20 protein-coding genes, 1 pseudogene and 1 other annotated feature (1 of these 22 cut by a window edge) are annotated in these 21736 nt (G+C 38.8%); of the genes and pseudogenes, 19 read left to right on the top strand and 2 right to left on the bottom strand.

Features of this window, described 5'->3' with window-relative positions:
• Nucleotides 1–10: 10 nt before the first annotated feature.
• Complete coding sequence (locus BW727_RS10760; protein WP_149025745.1) at nt 11–130, bottom strand: ferrous iron transport protein A; 120 nt, start codon at nt 128–130, stop codon at nt 11–13.
• A 153-nt stretch (nt 131–283) separates the two neighbouring features.
• Here BW727_RS10760 and BW727_RS08805 point away from each other — a divergent pair, with 153 nt between their 5' ends.
• The 18 genes and pseudogenes from BW727_RS08805 to rpoC all read left to right on the top strand — a co-directional run bounded on the left by BW727_RS08805 (nt 284) and on the right by rpoC (nt 20058).
• The gene (locus BW727_RS08805) at nt 284–874 is read left to right on the top strand and encodes a Gx transporter family protein (RefSeq protein ID WP_062472199.1); all 591 of its coding nucleotides are present in this window, start codon (nt 284–286) and stop codon (nt 872–874) included.
• A gap of 165 nt (nt 875–1039) precedes the next feature.
• Nucleotides 1040–2902, top strand: coding sequence for an FAD-dependent oxidoreductase (locus BW727_RS08800; protein WP_062472202.1), 1863 nt, complete (start codon nt 1040–1042; stop codon nt 2900–2902).
• A gap of 93 nt (nt 2903–2995) precedes the next feature.
• Nucleotides 2996–3412, top strand: a complete 417-nt coding sequence (locus BW727_RS08795) for a NusG domain II-containing protein (RefSeq protein ID WP_062472205.1) — start codon at nt 2996–2998, stop codon at nt 3410–3412.
• 33 nt (nt 3413–3445) lie between these two features.
• Nucleotides 3446–4426, top strand: a complete 981-nt coding sequence (locus BW727_RS08790) for a polyprenyl synthetase family protein (RefSeq protein ID WP_062472207.1) — start codon at nt 3446–3448, stop codon at nt 4424–4426.
• 144 nt (nt 4427–4570) lie between these two features.
• Nucleotides 4571–5116 carry an FMN-binding protein gene (locus BW727_RS08785; protein WP_062472210.1) on the top strand — a complete coding sequence of 182 codons (546 nt, stop codon included), beginning with the start codon at nt 4571–4573 and terminating at the stop codon, nt 5114–5116.
• A gap of 89 nt (nt 5117–5205) precedes the next feature.
• Nucleotides 5206–6246, top strand: a complete 1041-nt coding sequence (locus BW727_RS08780; protein WP_062472213.1) for an FAD:protein FMN transferase — start codon at nt 5206–5208, stop codon at nt 6244–6246.
• 16 nt (nt 6247–6262) lie between these two features.
• Entirely contained in the window at nt 6263–7204 is a 942-nt protein-coding gene (menA, locus tag BW727_RS08775) for a 1,4-dihydroxy-2-naphthoate polyprenyltransferase (RefSeq protein ID WP_062472215.1), read from the top strand.
• A 67-nt stretch (nt 7205–7271) separates the two neighbouring features.
• Nucleotides 7272–7424, top strand: a complete 153-nt coding sequence (gene rpmG, locus BW727_RS08770) for a 50S ribosomal protein L33 (RefSeq protein WP_077795836.1) — start codon at nt 7272–7274, stop codon at nt 7422–7424.
• 23 nt (nt 7425–7447) lie between these two features.
• Nucleotides 7448–7621 carry a preprotein translocase subunit SecE gene (gene secE, locus BW727_RS08765; protein WP_216596704.1) on the top strand — a complete coding sequence of 58 codons (174 nt, stop codon included), beginning with the start codon at nt 7448–7450 and terminating at the stop codon, nt 7619–7621.
• A 193-nt stretch (nt 7622–7814) separates the two neighbouring features.
• The gene (locus BW727_RS08760; RefSeq protein WP_077795672.1) at nt 7815–8750 is read left to right on the top strand and encodes an IS30 family transposase; all 936 of its coding nucleotides are present in this window, start codon (nt 7815–7817) and stop codon (nt 8748–8750) included.
• 54 nt (nt 8751–8804) lie between these two features.
• Complete coding sequence (nusG, locus tag BW727_RS08755) at nt 8805–9356, top strand: transcription termination/antitermination protein NusG (protein ID WP_062472035.1); 552 nt, start codon at nt 8805–8807, stop codon at nt 9354–9356.
• Nucleotides 9357–9492: 136 nt separating this feature from the next.
• Nucleotides 9493–9918 (top strand): 50S ribosomal protein L11, encoded by a 426-nt coding sequence (gene rplK / locus BW727_RS08750; RefSeq protein WP_062472031.1) that lies wholly within the window; start codon nt 9493–9495, stop codon nt 9916–9918.
• Between the two features lie 98 nt (nt 9919–10016).
• Nucleotides 10017–10712 (top strand): 50S ribosomal protein L1, encoded by a 696-nt coding sequence (gene rplA, locus BW727_RS08745; RefSeq protein ID WP_062472028.1) that lies wholly within the window; start codon nt 10017–10019, stop codon nt 10710–10712.
• Between the two features lie 48 nt (nt 10713–10760).
• Nucleotides 10761–10887, top strand: a sequence feature (ribosomal protein L10 leader region).
• Nucleotides 10888–10923: 36 nt separating this feature from the next.
• Nucleotides 10924–11418, top strand: a complete 495-nt coding sequence (gene rplJ, locus BW727_RS08740; protein WP_062472025.1) for a 50S ribosomal protein L10 — start codon at nt 10924–10926, stop codon at nt 11416–11418.
• 60 nt (nt 11419–11478) lie between these two features.
• Nucleotides 11479–11844, top strand: coding sequence for a 50S ribosomal protein L7/L12 (gene rplL, locus BW727_RS08735; protein ID WP_062472022.1), 366 nt, complete (start codon nt 11479–11481; stop codon nt 11842–11844).
• 74 nt (nt 11845–11918) lie between these two features.
• Complete coding sequence (locus BW727_RS08730) at nt 11919–12527, top strand: class I SAM-dependent methyltransferase (RefSeq protein ID WP_062472019.1); 609 nt, start codon at nt 11919–11921, stop codon at nt 12525–12527.
• Nucleotides 12528–12786: 259 nt separating this feature from the next.
• Nucleotides 12787–16305 (top strand): annotated as a pseudogene (gene rpoB, locus BW727_RS08725) (DNA-directed RNA polymerase subunit beta); the annotation flags it as partial.
• Between the two features lie 114 nt (nt 16306–16419).
• A complete protein-coding gene (rpoC, locus tag BW727_RS08720) occupies nt 16420–20058 on the top strand; it encodes a DNA-directed RNA polymerase subunit beta' (protein ID WP_062472015.1) in 3639 nt (1212 codons plus the stop codon).
• A 78-nt stretch (nt 20059–20136) separates the two neighbouring features.
• Here rpoC and BW727_RS08715 read toward each other — a convergent pair whose 3' ends face one another.
• Nucleotides 20137–20817 carry a prepilin peptidase gene (locus tag BW727_RS08715; RefSeq protein WP_062472013.1) on the bottom strand — a complete coding sequence of 227 codons (681 nt, stop codon included), beginning with the start codon at nt 20815–20817 and terminating at the stop codon, nt 20137–20139.
• 165 nt (nt 20818–20982) lie between these two features.
• Between BW727_RS08715 and BW727_RS08710 the strand changes: the two genes are divergently transcribed.
• Nucleotides 20983–21736: the 5' portion of a DUF368 domain-containing protein gene (locus BW727_RS08710; RefSeq protein ID WP_062472011.1), read on the top strand. 131 nt of this gene lie beyond the right edge of the window; only the first 754 of its 885 coding nucleotides appear in the window; the start codon lies at nt 20983–20985; its stop codon lies beyond the right edge, outside the window.

The following is a 21736-nucleotide window of genomic DNA, read 5'->3' as shown; positions in this document are numbered from 1 at the left end:
GTCTGCCATTTTATACCGCCTCCTTGTCAACGCTGATATAATTTGCGTCCTCATCGCGAATTGCAATGACAGCGCCTCCTATTTCATAAGCTTTTGGATCTTTTTTAGGTGCGCCTAAATTATTAACCATATTATATTCCTTGTGATAATTTTTACAATAAGAAAAATGCTAGATTAAGGTGATTTTTGGATGACATAGTTTATAATTTTAATCTAATAATGTACGGTTCCTTGATTGATATGCTAAACTGTAAAAAACTATGAAACAGTAAGGGTATCAAATATGAAAAAAAATAAACGATTATTATATATCTCTCTATTAGCATCCCAAGGAGTGGTTATTACCTTATTAGAGCGATCGATTCCATTTCCTTTTGGGTTTGCACCAGGAGCCAAATTAGGCTTAGCTAATATTATTACCATTCTAGCTATTTTTACACTACCACCCAAAGACAGTCTCAAAGTGGTTTGGATGCGACTATTAGTTTCTACCTTGTTAGGTGGAACACTCTCAACTTTTCTGTATAGTTTTGCAGGAGCTTTTCTAAGTTATTTTGGTATGAGGGCAGTGAGGCGTCTAGGACCAGAACGTGTCAGTTTAATAGGAGTGAGTGCAACGGGCGGTATTTTACACAATGTAGGCCAATTAATTGTTGCCAGCGCTATTGCTCAGTCTTTTAGCGTCATGCTTTACTTACCTATTTTAGCTTTTACAGGGATTTTCTCAGGGATTGCTGTAGGAATTGCGGCCAACTATTTAATGGAACGCGTGGTAGCGATTAAAACCTTCCAAAAAGAAGAAGCCAAGAACGACCGATTGACTAAAAGATGGTATGACGCTCAATATACAAAAGAGTTCAAAGAATTAGAGTGAATCTAATTCTTTTTTTATTGCCATTAAAAAAAATATCTTTAATTAAAAATAACCTTGGACTTTATTTCACAAATATTTTATAATGCTAAAGTAAGTAACTTAAAGTAAGCAACTAATTGATTGTGAAGTCATTTACATATATAGAATAAAAGAGGAGTAGAGATGATGGCTAAAACGAACATAGTAGTAATTGGTGCTGGTTTTGCAGGGGTTTCAGCGACCAAAAAACTATCTAAACATTTCAAGAAAAATAAAGATGTCCTTATTACGTTGATTGATCGACATTCATATCAAACGTATATGACCGAACTGCACGAAGTAGCAGCCGGGCGTGTGGAACCAGATGCGATTCAATTTGACTTACAACGTCTGTTTAACCGTAATAAAAATGTGGATATTGTAACAGACGAAGTGACAAATTTAGATAAAGAAAATAAAGTAGTCACCACTGTTAAGTCGACTTTTAAGTATGATTACATTGTTTTGGCGATGGGTGGAGAGCCAAATACATTTAATATACCAGGAGTAGCAGAACACGGACTCACTTTATGGTCATGGGAAGATGCTAACACCTTACGTCGCCATATTAAAGATACCGTTGAAGATGCTGCTAATGAGCATGACGTTGAAAAACGTAAAGCGATGCTGACAATGGTTGTTTCGGGGGCTGGTTTTACCGGTGTCGAAATGATTGGCGATTTGATGGAGTGGAAAGATCGTTTAGCGATAGACAATAAACTCGATCCTGATGAATTTAGCTTCTATCTTGTTGAAGCAGCACCTATTATTTTAGGCGTTGTAACAGAAATAGAGCAAAAGAAAGCGGAAGCTTACTTAAAGAAAAATGGAGTTAAAATCATTAAAAGCAATGGCGTTTCCAATGTCGAAACAGATAAAATTACTCTGACAGATGGCACCGTCATTCCTACTCACACTCTAATCTGGACTGCTGGTGTGAAGGCCAATTCTGATGTAGAAGATTTTGGTATTGAACAAGCTAGAGCTGGTCGTTTAGTAGCGAATAAATATATGGAAGCACAAGGTGCTAAAGATGTTTACTTAGCTGGAGACGTGGTCTATTATGAAGAGCCAGACAATAACAATCAACCTGTTCCGCAAATTGTTCAAAGTGCCGAACAAACAGGGCATACAGCAGCGGCTAATATTATTGCTTCCTATGAAGGTAGTGAAAAAGTAGCCCATAAAGGAAACTATCAAGGGTTTATGATATCAATCGGTTCAAAATATGGTGTAGCTTACTTAATGGATAAAATTCACTTGAGTGGGTTTATGGCAATGGCAGTGAAGCACTTAATTAACTTGTACTACTTATTCTCCATTGGCTCACTATTCTATATGGTAAAATATATTCACCACGAGTTTTTCCATAACCGTGATGGCCGTAATATTTTCCGCAAACATCTCTCTCGCTATGGAAATGTTCTATGGAGCTTCCCAATGCGACTATTCTTTGGATCTATGTGGCTCATTGAAGGATTGAAAAAGATGTTTGGTATACTTGGCGCAGCTTCTTGGTTTGGTGATGAGGTCGCTCTGCCGTTCTCATGGCTACAAGACCCAACATCCGGTGCGACAGAAGCAGTTGAAGCGGTAAAAGGCGTTTTCAGTTTAAGTTATGTGTATGGCGAAGAACCAATGATGGTTCTAGACAAAATGCCAGGTTGGTTTGAGAGTATCATGGAATTCATGGTGCCAAATGTTCAAGTGGCACTATTCATGCAAAAAACAATGACATTGGTTGAAATTGCCATTGGTTTGGCGCTCATTTTTGGACTCTTTACATGGTTAGCAAGTGCAGTGACAATTGGTTTAGTTATCACTTTCTGCTTATCAGGGATGTTCTACTGGGCTAATATGTGGTTTATCCCAGCAGCCTTTAGCTTGATGAATGGAGCAGGTCGAGCGCTTGGTCTTGATTATTACGTCATACCATGGCTATCTAAGAAATTAGGTAAATGGTGGTATGGGGACATTAAGTCTATATACGAACGTGGCATAGAAGATTAATAAATAACTTGGAGGTTGAGGTGGGGAAACTTGCCTCTACTTCCTTTTTTTGTTTATAGTGAAAGAAAAGTAAACTGAAGGGATCAAACTCTGATGATGAAGTATGTAAAAATGATAAAAAAAGGCGATATTCTCATTGTTCTTCTACTTATAATTGGATCTTTCTTACCACTGGGACTCTTTACTTACCAACAGGCGATGGCGAACCAAACAGATTTAAAAGCCGTTGTTAAAGCAGATGGAGAAATCATGTATATCTTTAATTTGGTAGATGATGGGCAGACTGAAACGTATCGTTATCACGATGAGGATGGTCACGAGAATATCATTGTTCGCACAGGTGATTCAGTTACGATTACCGAGGCCAATTGCTCAGACCAAGTGTGTGTGCGAATGGGAGATATTCGTAAGGTAGGCGAGACAAATTTATGCTTGCCACATAAATTACTCGTAGAAGTACAATCGGATCAACCTTTAGAAACCCCAAATGAGATTGATGTTATTTCCTGAAAAAGAAATTAAAACCAGGAGTGTGAAAGTTAAATGGAACTACACCCATTATGGGATGATTACCCGACCATACAAAAGGAACTACAAGCGACTTTATCACTGATTGAAGACACCATAACCATCAGGAATGAAGACGTGAGAGACAAAATAAACGAAATGTTAACGTCTGGTGGGAAACTGCTTCGACCGGCTTATAGCTTGCTATTTTCTCTGTTTTCTGAGAATCGCAATCCTGAAAAAGCGCGAGCTATTGCTGCTGCAATTGAAGTCCTCCATATGGCAACGTTAGTTCATGATGATGTCATTGACGGTTCAGATAAACGTCGAAATCGCGATACACTCAATGTTACTTATGGGAACCGCGTGGCAATTTATACAGGCGATTATTTGTTTACCGTTGCTTTTCGCCTTTTACAAGAATATGCTAGTGATATAAATTTAATCGAAAATAACTCAGAAGGTATTGAGAAGATATTAATTGGTGAATTGCAACAAATGGATCGGCGCTATAACACGAATATGCGGATGCGCGATTACCTCAGTCAAATACAAGGAAAAACTGCTTACTTGTTCGGTTTAAGTTGCTATTCGGGAGCCTATGAAGTCGATCCCGATTCAAGATTTTCTCGTCAAGCTTTCCAAATTGGAAGCAATATTGGAATGGCTTTTCAAATTATGGATGACATTCTTGACTTTACAGCAGATGATACAAAAGTCGGTAAACCCATTTTCCAAGATATCAAAAATGGTATTTATACCGCGCCCGTTCTTTATACGCTTAAGAAAGAGCCGAAAAAGATTCTACCCTTTCTTGAAAAAGGGAAGTCTATTACCGATAAGGAGTTACAAGCGCTCTATGCCCTTGTTATCGATAGTGGCGGTTTAAATGAGGCAAAAAACTTGGCTGATAAATATACGCGTAAGGCGTTAAAGCAAATTTCGAAGTTACCGAATCGTGATGCAAAAAAACTACTTTTGAAAATTACTGAACAAATAACCCATCGTAATTTTTAATAGATTAATTTTTGATTATAAAATGTATTTTTCCTTTGATAATTCTTGCATCTTACTCTACAGGGTGGTAATATTACTATGTAATACGCTTGTGAATTTTTTATCAGGTTTATAAAACAAAAAATAAAAAGGCGGTATATAGATATGAAATTGAATAAAAAAATGACTGCATGGTCATTAACGTTAGCTTCAACACTTCTTCTTGCAGCTTGTGGCGACACAGCAGAAGACACAACAGTAGAAGAAACAGATGAAGTATCTTCAATGTCAATGGTAGAAGAATCAGAAGAAATGTCTTCTATGGTAACAACTGGCGAAACAGCTGAACTACAAGATGGTTCATACAAACTAGTTGAAAAAAACTTGGATGAAAATGGCTGGAAAGCTACTTTTGATATGGTCGTGACAGACGGAGAAATTACTGAATCAAACTACGACTACTTGAACGAAGCTGGCGAATTGAAATCTGAAGACGATGAATATCAAAAAAATATGGCTGAAGTGACTGGTGTTGGCCCTCAAGATTACCTACCAGAATTAAACGAACAATTGGTAGAAAAACAAGCGGCTTCAGAAGTTGAAGTTGTATCCGGTGCGACACACTCAAGCGAAAAATTCGTAGAGTACGCAGCTGAATTAATTGCTGCAGCTGAAGCAGGAAATACAGATACAATCGAAATCGATAACTAATAATAGCGAAGAAGAAAGGTAGGAACAGATTACTCGTTCCTACCTTTTTCCTATGGTAAAATAGCGAAAAAGATTTTAGGAGTGCTTTTATGAAAAAAATCTATGCAAGTCTAAATGTCTTCCTCTTGCTACTTATCCTCGTTGGCTGTGGTGAGAAAGAGGAAGTAAATGCAACAGCCTACAATGATACGGAATTTTTAATGGGAACTTATGTTAGTTTGAGTATTTATGACCGCGATAAGGAAGCAGTTTTGGAAGAGGGCTTTAAACTTGTCAGAGAGCTTGCTGACAAAGTATCGGGTGAAACGATGGAATCAGAGATTACCAAAATTAATAAGGCAGCGGGTGTAAGACCGATAGAAGTATCTGAGGATGTTTTTGAGTTAATTGAAATTGCGGACCAGTATAGTGACACGCTCGATGGACAATTCAACTATGCTATTGGACCGATTACGAATTTATGGCGCATTGGTTTTGATGATGCCCGTAAACCTGAACAATCTGAAATAGATACGGCCCTGGAACACATCGATTTTGAAAAAGTGATTCTAGACGAAGCAAACCACTCTGTCTTTTTAGAAGATGAAGAGATGCAACTTGATTTAGGTGCCATCGCTAAAGGCTATATGACTGATGAGGTTCATGATCTATTTGAGTCTCGCGGGGTAACGACGGCCATAATTGATTTGGGAGGAAATGTTTACGTAATGGGGGGCTCACCTGCTAGGGATGAGCAAGTATGGAATGTAGGTATTCAAGACCCTTTTGGTGAACGGGGTAAGAGTATTGGTTCCACGCAGCAAACAGAACGTTCTATTGTTACTTCAGGAATTTATGAACGTAATTTAGAAGTAGATGGTCAAATTTATCATCATCTGATGGATCCTCAAACAGGTTACCCATTTACAAATGAAATAGCAGGTGTTTCTATTATTTCTGATAAGTCAGTTGACGGAGATGCATTGTCAACCTTAGTCTTTGGTTTAGGAATTGAATCGGGGCTGGAATATATAAATGGTCGTAATGATGTAGAGGCGGTTTTTGTAAGTAAAGATAAAGACGTCTATCTATCAGAAGGTTTAAAAACAAATTTTGAACTAAAAGACGAAAACTATCATCTAAAAAATTAAATAAAGGAGAGACGGGATGACATTGTTAACATTTTTTGAGCTCGTTGAAATCCGTACAAAGCTAGCCAGCCTTTTTCCTTTTGTGATTGGAACGCTGTATGCTGTTTACTATTTTGAATCTTTTAATGGATGGAATACGCTTCTATTCTTTATATCGATGTTAATATTTGATATGGCTACCACAGCTATTAATAATACAGTTGACTATGTAAAAGCGAAAAATAGCGATTATCGAGACAAAGAGAATGTCCTAGGTCGAGAAGGTTTGAGCGTTCGAAATACGACTATGCTTATTATCAGTATGATTGTCCTTGCAAGCTTATTAGGCTTGCTGTTGACTTATCGTACTAATCTTTTATTATTAATCATCGGTGTTATTTGTTTCGTGATCGGCATTTTGTATACCTTCGGCCCGTTTCCGATATCCAGAATGCCACTAGGGGAAGTTTTATCCGGTTTGACAATGGGGTTTGGTATTTTTTTTATTGCCGTTTTTATAAATGTACCAGAAGATGCTTTAGCGTCTTTAACGCTCACTTGGCCGAGGTTTAATTTAGACGGGGATTTATCTGCTATACTAGTAGTTTTTCTCAGTTCGCTTCCTTTAGTTTTAACAATTGCGAATATCATGTTAGCTAATAATACCTGTGATTTTGAGACAGATATTACCAATCATCGTTATACCTTGGTTTATTATATTGGTAAGCCCGTTGCAATTAAACTCTATGCTATTCTCTACTATAGTGTCTTTATATCCATTATAGTAGCGGTTCTCGTCAAAGTAATGACACCATGGATGTTGGGCGTTTTGTTAGTATGGCCACTAGTCCAAAGGAATATCCGCCTTTTTACGGCGAAACAAGATAAGCAAGAAACCTTTCCGTTGACACTTATGAACCTAGTCGTCATTCATGTTTCACAAATCATTTTACTTATCGTAGGGATTATTTTTAGTTGACAAGAAAGGCTGCACACCCTATTATAAAAGGGGTATGCAAGATTATAGGAGGAAGAGGTGAGCGAGAGTGGTACAAAGAAGAGCAGCCTTAGCCTGCACAATATGTGGTTCAAGAAATTACACCATTACACCTTCCGAAGCAACTCGCACAAAACGATTAGAAGTTAAAAAATTCTGCCGTTACTGTGGTAAACACACACTACATAAAGAAACGAAATAACCAAAAAAGAAGTGAGGTGCCCTGTGAAATTCTTAAAAAGTGTTAAAGATGAGATGAAGCAAGTAACTTGGCCGACTGGACAAGAAATATCCAAGTACACCAGTACAGTGATTGTGACCGTCCTACTCTTTGGAGTTTTCTTTGCGGTTGTCGATTTTGGTATTGTTGAAATAATGGACCTGATTATGAGTATTTAACTTATTTTTTACTAGCGAATAACGCAGCTTTTTGCTATACTAAAAGCGCTGAGAGAACCTTTCCAAAAATGAAAGGTTTTTTTTATACGATGAATTGTAATATTAAGTGCAACACCTAGGTAAAATAAAAGAAACCCATGACGACCTCGTGTAGAATGGAGTTACCACACAACATTCGACTGGAGGACTCGCCATGAGCTACACTCATTTTACCATAGCCGAACGCTCAAAAATAGAAACGCTTCGTGATCTAGGTTTTTCGATCCGCCGGATCGCTCGAATCCTTGGTCGTGCCCCTTCTTCTGTTTCACGGGAACTGAACAGGAACCCATATTATCAGTGTGATCAGGCACAGGAACGCTATAAACAAAAGAAAGCGAACTGTGGAGCAAAATCAAAGTTGACTTCTGAAATCAAAGAAAAGGTTCAGGAAAAACTAACTCTTACCTGGTCTCCAGAACAAATTGTAGGCCGGCTATTTCAAGGGAAAATTTCTTTCAAAACAATCTATCGCTGGCTCTATTACGGTCTCTTACAAGTTCCATTGTCCGTTCTGAGACAAAAAGGCAAACGACAGAAACCAAAAGAAACCAGAGGAAGATTCAATATCGGAACCTCTATTTCAAAACGACCAAAAGACGTCAAGAAGCGAACGACCTTCGGTCACTGGGAGCTGGACACCGTCGTATCAGGACGCGGACAGGCAAAAGGTTGCGTTGCTACTTTCCTAGAGAGGAAAAGCCGCTGGTACCTCGCCATCAAAATACCCAACCGTTCCGCTTCCTCAATGGAAGGGGCTATACGAAAACTGACTACGCTTTTTCCTGAAACTGCCTTCCAAAGTTTTACGACAGACAGAGGAAAGGAATTCAGCTGTTATCCTGTCATTGAAGAAGACTTAAGCATCCCTGTTTATTTCGCAGATCCTTATTCTTCTTGGCAACGAGGAAGCAATGAAAACAGTAATGGACTCCTGAGGGAGTTCTTTCCGAAGAGAACCAACTTTGATCATGTGGAACAGGAAGAACTTCAAAAAGCTTTGTACCTGATTAATAATAGACCAAGAAAATGTCTTGGCTACCGAACGCCTCACGAGGTCTTTATGGAAGAGGTGTTGCACTTAATTTGACAAACTATCATACAAAAAAATACTAAAAAAGTAAAAAAGAAAGAAGTGAATGAAGTGGAAACAGTAGAACAAGAAAAAAGCTGGTATGTTTTACATACCTACTCAGGTTATGAAAATAAAGTAAAGATGAACTTAGAATCACGTGCGCAAAGTATGAAAATGGAGGACTATATTTACCGCGTTGTTGTTCCAGAAGAGGAAGAAGTAGAACTTAAAGATGGGAAAGAAAAGACAAAAGTTAAAAAAACGTTCCCTGGCTATGTCTTAGTTGAAATGATTATGTCTGACGAGTCTTGGTTTGTGGTGCGTAATACACCAGGTGTTACAGGTTTCGTTGGCTCTCACGGAGCAGGAAGTAAACCGGCGCCTTTATTAAACGAAGAAATCGATTGGATTCTAAAACGAATGGGATTAAGTACGCGTATTCGCGAAATGGAATTTGAAAAAGGCGAAAATGTTACAATTGTTGAAGGAGCATTTAATGGTCTTTCTGGTTTCGTAGAAGAAGTTGACTCTGAAAAAGGGAAGTTGAAAGTGCTCATCGAGATGTTCGGCCGTGAAACAATTGCAGAACTAGATTATGATCAAGTAGACAAAGTGCAATAAATAAAAAAAGAGTTGACAAAAATCTAAAAACTTGTTAACATTCACTAGTGCGTTTATAATACGCATGGAAATGTGTGGGAGGGGAAATCTAAAACCCCATTAAACCACATCACGAACAATCAAGGAGGTATGTATCGTGGCTAAAAAAGTTATGAAACTCGTTAAGTTACAAATTCCTGCAGGGAAAGCATCTCCAGCTCCACCGGTAGGTCCTGCATTAGGACAAGCTGGCGTGAACATTATGGGATTTACAAAAGAATTTAACGCTCGTACACAAGATCAAGCAGGTATGATTATTCCAGTTGTGATTACAGTATATGAAGACCGTTCATTTACATTCATCACAAAAACACCACCAGCACCTGTTCTATTGAAGAAAGCTGCTGAATTGGAAAAAGGTTCTGGCGAACCACATACTAAAAAAGTTGGTTCTGTAACAAGAGAACAAGTTAAAGAAATAGCTGAACTTAAAATGACAGATTTGAATGCAGCAGACGTAGAAGCTGCTATGCGTATGGTCGAAGGTACTGCTCGCTCAATGGGTATTACTGTAAAAGACTAATCTAGACAGCAGCTTCTCATGGAACCACATGCCAACATGAAGGCAGAGGTTACCAGTGGGAGGTAGAACCGTTAAAACCACATCAAGGAGGAAATATCATGGCTAAAAAAAGTAAACAATTCCTTGCTGCTTCTGAAAAAGTAGAAAAAGGAACACACTATTCTGCTAAAGATGCACTTGCATTAGTAAAAGAAATTGATTTCGCTAAATTTGATGCAACGATTGAAGTAGCATACCGTTTAGGAATCGACACTCGTAAAAACGATCAACAAATCCGTGGTGCAGTTGTATTGCCACACGGTACTGGTAAAACACAACGCGTCTTAGTATTTGCTAAAGGTGACAAAGCTAAAGAAGCTGAAGCAGCTGGTGCAGATTACGTAGGCGAAAACGAATTAGCGGACAAAATCCAAGGCGGATGGTTCGACTTTGACGTTATCGTTGCAACACCAGATATGATGGGACAAGTGGGACGTTTAGGTCGCGTATTGGGACCTAAAGGTTTAATGCCTAACCCTAAAACAGGAACAGTTACAATGGATGTCGCAAAAGCTGTTGAAGAAATCAAGGCTGGTAAAGTAACTTACCGCGCTGACAAACAAGGTAATATCCATGTTCCAATCGGTAAAGTATCTTTTGACAGCGAAAAATTGTTTGAAAACTTCAAAACAATTCATGACGTTGTTCAACGTGCTAAACCAGCTACTGCAAAAGGTCAATACATTAAAAACTTGAGTGTAACTTCTACATTCGGACCTGGTGTTAAAGTTGATACAAGTAGTTTAGAAAGATAATTTTATAAATCATCTTGACCTTGATGATTATGATTGTTATAATCATCAAGGTTAATATATGTCTTACCGAAGACAGTAGGGGGCGTGAGCCTTAATCATCCTACCGAGGAAGAATCCAGTTAAGATTGAACGGATCCTCTATGTCTAGGTGGCATAGAGTTTTTTTATTTTATAAAAACTCTATTCAAAAACTTAGGAGGTGAACGATAAGATGAGTGAAACTGCTATTGCTAAAAAACAAGAACTTGTAACACTTGCAACTGAAAAAGTAAAAGAATCTTCATCTGTAGTTGTAGTTGACTATTTAGGACTTACCGTTGGTGAAGTAACTGAACTTAGAAAACAATTACGTGATGCTGGTTGTGAAATGCACGTTTTGAAAAACTCTATTATTTCTCGTGCGGTGACTGCTGCAGGATTAGAAGGTATGGATGATGTTTTCAAAGGCCCAACAGCCGTTGCATTTAGTAAAGATGATGTTGTAGCACCAGCAAAAATTATTGCTGAATTTGCTAAAACAGCACCTAATCTTGAAATCAAAGGCGGAATAGTTGAAGGGAACGTATCTTCTGTAGAAGAAATCGAAGCTCTTGCTAAACTTCCAAACCGCGAAGGAATGCTATCAATGCTATTATCAGTATTGCAAGCACCTGTACGCAATCTTGCATTGGCTGTCAAAGCTGTATCCGAAAAAGATGCTGCTTAATCGCCAGTTAATGATATAAACATGAATAAAAAAACATACATAAAAACGGAGGAAATTAAAATGGCATTGAATATTGAGCAAATTATTGCTGACGTAAAAGAAGCAACAGTTCTTGAATTAAACGACCTAGTAAAAGCAATCGAAGAAGAATTTGGAGTTACAGCAGCAGCACCTGTTGCAGCAGCTGGCGCTGGCGCAGCAGAAGTTGAAGAGCAAAGCGAATTCGACGTAGAACTTGTTTCTGCAGGCGACGCAAAAATCAAAGTTATCAAAGCAGTACGTGAAGCAACAGGTCTTGGTTTGAAAGAAGCTAAAGGACTCGTTGATGGCGCTCCTGGAATTATCAAAGAAGGAATGTCAAAAGAAGACGCAGAAGAGCTTAAAGCTAAACTTGAAGAAGTTGGCGCTTCAGTAGAACTTAAATAATCTAAATTAAATGATTGAAGATGCTGGGACAGAAATCTGTTCCGGCTCTTTCTTTTTATGAAGGAGTGATCCGATTGTCCGATCATTATTATACAAAAAAGCCGACTAGTAAAAGTGCAGAGGTAACCTGGCCCTTCCAATTAAAAGGAAAAGAATTTCGTTTTACAACAGATACGGGTGTTTTTTCTAAGAATACCGTTGATTTTGGTTCACGCTTATTAATTGATAGCTTTGAATATCCACAAGGATTAACGGGACCTGTTTTAGATTTAGGTTGCGGTTATGGACCGATCGGTTTATCTTTAGCATCAGAATACCCAGAAGTTGTGGTTAATATGGTAGACGTTAATGAACGTGCCCTAGAGCTCTCAAGGCGAAATGCCCAAGATAATGGTATTGAGAACGTCGACATATACGCTTCTTCTATTTATGAAAATGTATCGCCAGATAAATATTTCTCGGCTGTTGTAACCAACCCACCTATTCGTGCGGGTAAGCAAGTTGTTCATCAAATGCTAAGTGAAAGCTATGATTATTTAGAAAAACAAGGGACCCTAACTGTTGTTATTCAAAGAAAACAAGGCGCTCCTAGCGCACAAAAAAAGATGTTGGAAGTTTTTGGAAATGCAGAAGTGATTGCACGTGATAAAGGCTACTGGATCATCCAAAGTGTTAAAAATTAAACCTTGACTTTTGTTGGTTTTGATTATATAATGATTAATACTGTAGATACGTAAGAAATGAATAAAAAATGTGGTTGAAATATTGTCCAATCACCTTTTAGGCAAAAACAAAAGACAGAGAACTATTTCCCAGGAAATTTCATCGCTCTTTTGGTTTTTTTTTGCCAAAAAACAGGGTCTTACAGTCAGTTTTTAGGTAGATGTAACATTTGTAACAAGAATGTAACATTGCATATTACTCGAGTCAAATTTATGAGGGGTGAAGAAGTTGTTAGGACATAATGTCAAATACGGGAAACACCGTACCCGAAGAAGTTATTCACGAATCAGTGAGGTATTAGAGCTTCCAAACCTGATTGAACTTCAAACGGCTTCCTATCAGTGGTTCTTAGAAAAAGGACTAAAAGAAATGTTTGCTGATATCTCGCCAATTGAAGATCACACAGGAAACTTAGGCTTAGAATTTTTGGATTATGAGTTTCAGACTCCAAAGTACACGGTAGTAGAAGCACGTTCACACGATGCGAACTATTCTGCGCCAATTTATGTCAAACTGCGTCTGATCAATAAAGAAACAGGAGAAATCAAAGACCAAGAAGTATTCTTTGGTGATTTCCCACTGATGACAGATATGGGAACATTCATTATTAACGGTGCTGAACGTGTTATTGTTTCGCAATTAGTACGTTCTCCAGGTGTTTACTACCATAATAAGATTGATAAAAATGGTAAAGAAACATTTGGAAACACAATGATTCCAAACCGTGGTGCTTGGATGGAATTTGAAACAGATGCAAAAGATATTTCATATGTTCGAATCGACCGAACAAGAAAGATTCCGTTATCTGTTTTAGTTCGTGCGCTCGGATTTGGTTCTGATGATCAAATATTGGAAATTTTTGGCGATAATGACAGCTTGAAACTAACGATTGAAAAAGATGTCCACAAGGTGTCTTCTGACTCACGTGAAGAAGAAGGGCTAAAAGATATTTATGAGCGACTCCGTCCAGGTGAACCAAAAACAGCTGAGAGTTCTCGTAATTTACTTTATGCACGTTTCTTCGATCCAAGAAGATATGACTTAGCTCCAGTAGGACGCTATAAATTAAATAAAAAACTTAATATTAAGACGAGACTATTTAACCAAATATTAGCTGAAACGCTAGTAGATCCTGAAACAGGCGAAATTTTGGCCGAAAAAGGAACGGAAGTAAACCGTGAAGTCTTGGACCGTTTAACGCCTTATTTTGATAACGGTTTGAACGAAGTGATCTTACAACCTTCTGAAGATGGTGTTGTAGCGGAACCGGTTCGAATCCAAGTTGTTAAAGTCTATTCACAAGTTGATCCTGAAAAAGAAATTAACTTAATTGGTAACGGTGAAGTTGACCCAGAAATTAGAAACTTAACAACGGCAGATATCCTTGCATCCATTAACTACTTCTTTAATTTATATGAAGGAATTGGCCATACTGATGATATTGACCACTTGGGTAATCGTCGTATTCGTTCTGTAGGTGAGTTGTTACAAAATCAATTCCGTATTGGTCTTTCACGTATGGAACGTGTGGTTCGTGAGAGAATGTCTATTCAAGACGTTTCAACCGTAACCCCACAACAATTGATTAATATTCGTCCAGTTGTTGCATCCATTAAAGAATTCTTTGGTTCTTCTCAACTATCCCAATTCATGGACCAACAAAACCCGTTGAGTGAGTTAACGCACAAACGCCGTCTATCTGCGCTTGGACCCGGTGGTTTAACACGGGACCGTGCAGGATACGAGGTTCGTGACGTTCACTATTCTCACTACGGCCGTATGTGTCCGATTGAAACTCCAGAAGGTCCTAACATTGGACTTATTAATAGTTTGTCATCTTACGCGAAAATTAATGAGTATGGATTTATTACGACTCCTTATCGCCGTGTTGACTGGGATACCCACAAGGTAACCGACAAAATTGATTACTTAACAGCTGACGAAGAAGACAACTATGTAGTAGCACAAGCAAACTCCCTTCTAAATGAAGATGGAACTTTTGTGAATGACATTGTTATGGCACGTTATGTAGATGATAACCTAGAAGTGCCAATTGAACGTGTTGACTACATGGACGTTTCCCCTAAACAAGTAGTTGCAGTCGCAACAGCATGTATTCCATTCTTGGAAAACGATGACTCAAACCGTGCCTTGATGGGTGCGAACATGCAGCGTCAAGCAGTACCGTTGATTAATCCAAAAGCACCTCTTGTTGGAACTGGTATGGAATATGTTGCAGCTCATGACTCTGGTGCAGCCCTTCTATGTGAAAACGATGGAGTTGTTGAATATCTAGATGCAGCTCAAATTCGTGTTCGTCGCGAAGATGGCGCATTAGATAAATATCCTGTTACGAAATTCCAACGTTCTAACGCTGGATCATGTTACAACCAACGTCCAATTGTCCGCGTAGGCGAACAAGTAGAAAAGGGTGATATCTTAGCAGATGGCCCATCTATGGAGAATGGTGAAATGGCAGTTGGGCAAAATATTTTGGTTGCCTTTATGACATGGGATGGTTATAACTACGAGGATGCGGTTATTATGAACGAACGTCTTGTAAAAGATGACGTTTATACATCTATCCATATTGAAGAATATGAATCTGAAGCACGTGATACAAAACTAGGTCCTGAAGAAATCACTCGTGAAATTCCCAACGTTGGGGAAGATACACTGAAAGATTTGGACGAGAGCGGGATTATTCGTATCGGTGCTGAAGTAAGAGATGGCGATATTCTAGTAGGTAAAGTAACACCTAAAGGAGTAACCGAATTATCGGCTGAAGAACGTTTGCTACATGCAATCTTTGGTGAAAAAGCACGTGAAGTGCGTGATACATCCTTGCGTGTTCCTCACGGTGGTGGCGGAATTGTTCACGATGTTAAAGTATTTACTCGTGAAGCAGGCGACGAATTGAAACCAGGAGTTAACCTATTGGTTCGCGTTTATATTGTTCAAAAACGTAAGATCAACGAAGGTGACAAGATGGCGGGACGTCATGGTAATAAAGGGGTTGTTTCGCGCATTATGCCGGAAGAAGACATGCCTTATATGCCAGATGGTACGCCGGTTGATATTCTATTAAACCCACTTGGTGTTCCTTCACGTATGAATATTGGACAAGTGTTAGAGTTGCATATGGGAATGGCTGCACGTGAACTAGGTATTTATATTGCTTCGCCAGTATTCGATGGGGCAAGTGAAGAAGATGTCTGGGGTACAGTAGAAGAAGCCGGTATGGCCAAAGATGCTAAAACCATTCTTTATGACGGTCGTACAGGTGAGCCATTTGATAACCGTGTCTCTGTTGGAATTATGTACTATTTGAAATTATCTCATATGGTTGATGATAAATTACATGCACGTTCAACTGGACCATACTCACTCGTTACACAACAACCATTAGGTGGTAAAGCACAATTTGGTGGACAACGTTTTGGGGAAATGGAAGTTTGGGCATTGGAAGCTTACGGAGCAGCATATACCCTTCAAGAGATCTTGACTTACAAATCAGATGATGTTGTTGGTCGTGTGAAGACTTATGAAGCTATCGTTAAAGGTGAACCAATACCAAAACCAGGCGTTCCGGAGTCATTCCGTGTTCTTGTCAAAGAATTACAAGCACTTGGTTTAGATATGAAAGTTCTAGATGAAGACAGACAAGAGATTGAACTACGTGATATGGACGATGAAGATGAAGTTGTAAACTTTGAACGTTTAAGTAAACAAACAGAAGTTAGAAAAGATGAAGCGGAAGACTAAGAAGGACTATCCTTCTTAGCACTCCGGTGCATGTGAGAATTGTGATGAGCAGATAGGGCAGCTCAACAGAAAAGGGAGGGAAGCCCCTTGATAGATGTTAATAATTTTGAACAAATGCAAATTTCTCTGGCTTCACCTGATAAAATCCGCAGCTGGTCTTACGGAGAAGTCAAAAAACCAGAGACAATTAATTATAGAACTTTAAAACCTGAAAAGGACGGTCTCTTTTGCGAGCGTATTTTTGGCCCTCAAAAAGATTGGAAATGTTCTTGTGGTAAATACAATGGTATTCGTTATAAAGGGATTGTTTGTGACCGCTGTGGTGTTGAAGTAACTCGTTCAAAAGTGCGTCGCGAACGAATGGCTCATATTGAGCTAGCAGCACCTGTTACACATGTCTGGTATTTCAAAGGTATTCCAAGTCGTATGGGTCTTGTATTAGATATGAGTCCGCGTGCGTTGGAAGAAATTATTTACTTTGCAAGTTATGTAGTCATCGATCCAGGTGATGCAACTTTAGAAGCTAAACAACTATTAACAGAACGTGAATATCGTGAAAAACGTGCTGAATTTGGAAATAGATTCCAAGCAGAAATGGGAGCAGAAGGTATCAAGCAACTGCTACAACGTGTTGATCTAGATGCAGAATGTGAAGAACTAAAAGAACAGTTAAAAACAGCAACCGGCCAAAAACGTACGCGTGCAATTCGTCGTTTAGATATCTTGGATGCTTTCCGTACTTCTGGTAATAAACCAGAATGGATGGTTATGGAAGTTGTTCCAGTTATTCCACCGGATATCCGTCCGATGGTTCAATTGGATGGTGGCCGTTTTGCTACAAGTGATTTAAATGACTTGTATCGTCGTGTTATTAACCGTAATAACCGTTTGAAACGTTTGTTAGATTTAAATGCACCGAATATTATTGTTCAAAACGAAAAACGGATGCTACAAGAAGCCGTTGACGCTTTGATTGATAATGGTCGTCGTGGCCGTCCTGTAACGGGTCCTGGGAACCGTCCACTTAAATCTCTTTCACATATGTTGAAAGGGAAACAAGGGCGTTTCCGTCAAAACCTGTTAGGGAAACGTGTTGACTATTCAGGACGTTCCGTTATTGTCGTAGGACCAGCACTAAAAATGTATCAATGTGGACTTCCTAAAGAAATGGCTTTAGAACTATTCAAGCCTTTCTTAATGAAAGAATTAGTCCAACGTGATTTAGCTGGAAATATTAAGAGCGCCAAGCGTAAAATTGAACGTATGGATGATGATGTTTGGGATGTACTAGAAGAAGTTATTCGCGAGCATCCTGTTCTATTGAACCGTGCCCCTACTTTACACAGATTGGGAATCCAAGCTTTTGAGCCGATTCTAGTTGAAGGAAAAGCAATCCGTCTTCACCCATTAGTATGTGAGGCCTATAACGCTGACTTTGACGGTGACCAAATGGCGGTTCACGTTCCTCTAAGTGAAGAAGCACAAGCAGAAGCACGTTTGTTAATGCTTGCTGCCCAAAATATCTTAAACCCTAAAGATGGTAAACCAGTTGTAACACCGTCTCAAGATATGGTTTTAGGTAACTACTACTTAACGATGGAAGAAAAAGGTAAAATTGGTGAAGGGATGAGCTTCTCCAACGCGAACGAAGTTGAAATTGCTTACCAAAATGGTTATGTTCATTTACATACACGTATCGCGATGAACATCAACTCTCTACCTGCTAAACCGTGGACTGAAGACCAAAAAGGGAAGTTACTTATTACAACCGTTGGTAAAGTGATGTTCAATGAAATTATGCCGGATGAGTTCCCATACTTGAATGAACCGACCCAAACCAACTTAGAAGACGCTACACCTGATAAATATTTTGTAGATCCTGGAACAGATATCAAAGCGTTTATTGAACGCCAAGATATTATTGGACCATTCAAGAAGAAAAATCTAGGAAATATTATTGCGGCTGTCTTTAAGAAATATGAAGTAACCGAAACTTCAAAAATGTTGGATAAAATGAAAGATTTAGGTTACCGAATCTCAACACGCTCTGGTATTACAGTAGGGATTGCTGATATTTTAGTATTGGAGAACAAGCCTGAAATTATCGACAAAGCACATGCGCAAGTAGATGCTATTACCAAACAATTCCGTCGTGGATTAATCTCTGATGACGAGCGTTATAATAGTGTCATTAATACATGGAATGCTGCTAAAGATACCATTCAAGGGTTCTTATTGGAATCGTTGAAGCAAGAAAACCCAATTTTCATGATGTCCGATTCGGGTGCGCGTGGTAACATCTCAAACTTTACCCAATTAGCGGGTATGCGTGGATTGATGGCTTCACCATCTGGTAAAATCATGGAATTGCCAGTTATTTCAAACTTCCGTGAAGGACTAAGTGTTTTAGAAATGTTTGCGTCAACACATGGGGCTCGTAAAGGAATGACGGATACAGCTCTGAAAACCGCTGACTCTGGTTACTTGACACGTCGTTTAGTTGATGTTGCGCAAGATGTTATTGTCCGAGAAGATGACTGTCAAACAGATGGTGGATTGGATATTACAGCGATTCTAGAAGGGAACGAAGTAATCGAACCGCTAGAAGAACGTCTCATCGGTCGTTATGCTCAAAAATCAATCGTTCATCCTGAAACAGGCGAAGTATTGGTGCCACATAATCAACTTATTACTGAAGATTTATCGCGTCGTATCATTGATGCTGGTATTGAACAAGTTACTATTCGTTCGGTATTCACTTGCAACACCCGTCATGGTGTATGTAAGCATTGTTATGGTATGAACCTCGCAACCGGTAACGAAGTTGAAGTGGGCGAAGCGGTTGGTACAATTGCAGCACAATCCATCGGTGAACCAGGTACACAATTGACCATGCGTACATTCCATACGGGTGGGGTTGCTGGTGATGATATTACACAAGGGTTACCTCGTATTCAAGAAATCTTTGAAGCGCGTAATCCGAAAGGACAGGCGGTTATTACCGAAGTTACAGGTGAAGTTGTTTCTGTTGACGAAAATGCAGCAGAACGGACTAAAGAAGTAACCGTCAAAGGAATTACCGATACACGTACCTATACAGTTCCTTATACAGCACGTATGAAGGTTGCTGAAGGAAACTTCATTCACCGTGGAGCTCCATTAACGGAAGGTTCTATTGAACCGAAAAGTTTACTACGTGTTCGTGATGTTTTATCTGTTGAAACTTACTTACTACGTGAAGTTCAAAAAACTTACCGTATGCAAGGGGTAGAAATTGGAGACAAACATATCGAAGTAATGGTTCGTCAAATGCTACGTAAAGTTCGTATTATGGATCCTGGTTCAACTGAAATTCTACCAGGAACCTTGATGGATATTGCAGACTTTACGGACCGTAACGAAGCGAGCATTAAAGCTGGTGAAGTTCCAGCAACTGCACGTCCAGTTCTTTTAGGAATCACGAAAGCTTCATTGGAAACAAACAGCTTCTTGTCAGCTGCATCCTTCCAAGAAACAACACGTGTCCTAACAGATGCTGCCTTACGTGGTAAAGTGGATAACCTGCTTGGTCTGAAAGAAAATGTTATTATCGGTAAGATTATTCCTGCCGGTACTGGTATGACACGTTACCGTAAAATGACTCCAAAAGCAGTCAATGCGGGAACAGCAAGTGCTTATAGCATTTCCACAACAGCACCACAGCAAGCTGAAACTAAACCTGAATAATTTTTACTAAAAGAGTACGCTCAAATCTACGGATTCGGGCGCACTCTTTTTTTGTGTAAATTTATAAGGAAAATAGGTTTACCGGGAAACAAAAAATTCTTTTGTAATAAAGAAAGCAAATGTTAAATAGGGTGCAAAAGGGATAAGTTTTTCTTGCTTTTTAACAAGGAAATAACTAAGTGCCAAACTGGCTGCTAAAAGCAAAAGTTTAGTAGTAGTAAGGTAACCAAAATAAAACCCCGAAATGACAAGCAGTTTCACATCCCCTCCACCTAAACCATCCTTAACGAGATAGGAACTAAATATTGATACGATCAAGAATAATACAGCCCCTAAAAGAGATCGGTGGTTATAAGGGTCGGCAAAAAGAAGTAAAAAAAGAGCGATTTGCAGAGAATCCGGGATAAACAAATGGTGGTAATCAATTGCTGCCATTAGAAAAAGAATAGAATAAAGGAGGCCATTTATAAGAAGTGACTTTCCTGAATAAGAGTGGAAAAGAAATAAAGTGATTGTTGCACCACACAGTTCAAATAGAGGGTAGGCTAAGGAAAGATTAACCTGACAGTAACGACAGCGACCATGATTAAATAAGAAAGAAAAAATAGGGATGAGTTCAGTAGCATCTAATGTTTTTTGACAACTATCACATTTAGAACGAGAAAAACCAATTGGCTGACCAAGAGGGAGCCGGAAAGCAACTAAAAAATAAAAAGAAGCGATAGAAGCGCCGAGCATAAAATAATAGAATGAAATCATTATCATTATCCTTTCAAATAGCCAGTTCTTACATATAAATATGCAAAGAATATAAAAAAACGTTTTAAAAATTGGAAAGTAAGAAAAACTTACCTTTCTATAAAAAAATATTTCTATATAATAGATAAGAAGACTTTGTAAAATATGCTGTAAAGGTGAGGGAGTATGAAAGAAAGTAATGTTGTACTAGAAAAAGATACACCACAAAAGTGGTTGGTAAGGCTGTTGAAGGGACTAGCAGTTGGGATTGGAGCAATACTACCTGGACTATCTGGAGGTGTATTAGCGGTTATTTTCAATATTTATGATCCCATGTTAAAATTTTTAGGAAATTTAAAGCGTCATTTTAAAGAAAATGTTCTTTATTTTATTCCAATAGGTATTGGCGGGGTTGTAGGCGTCGTGCTCTTTTCTGTATTTGTAGAGCAAGCTTTTGGCAAGTATGCAGCACAATTTACGTGTCTCTTTATAGGGTTTGTAGCCGGTACATTTCCTTCGCTATTTAATGCAGCTGGTAAAGAAGGACGAGATAAGGGTGATTGGTTAATACTAACCCTATCGGCAGTGGGGATTTTCTTAATCATGCTAATGGGTAGTGCGAGTTTAACCGCAGTTACGCCAAGCTTTTTTGCATGGGTATTTTCTGGAGCTTTAATTGGATTAGGCGTTATCGTGCCTGGTATGAGTCCTAGTAATTTTTTAATCTATTTTGGCTTATACGACAAGATGGCTGCTGGAATTTCAAGTTTTAACTTTGGTGTTATTATTCCTTTAGCAATTGGAGTACTTGCATGTGTGTTATTATTCGCAAAAGCTGCAAACTATTTGTTTGGACGATACTATTCGAAAATGTATCATTTTATTTTAGGTATGGTGGTTGGATCTTCTATAGCTATATTCCCCACTACTGTTCTTCCTT

Origin of the sequence: Jeotgalibaca dankookensis, from assembly GCF_002005405.1 — a bacterium.
Classification (GTDB): domain Bacteria; phylum Bacillota; class Bacilli; order Lactobacillales; family Aerococcaceae; genus Jeotgalibaca; species Jeotgalibaca dankookensis.
The sequence above is the reverse complement of the archived record's forward strand: the minus strand, read 5'-3'. Positions and strand labels throughout refer to the sequence as shown.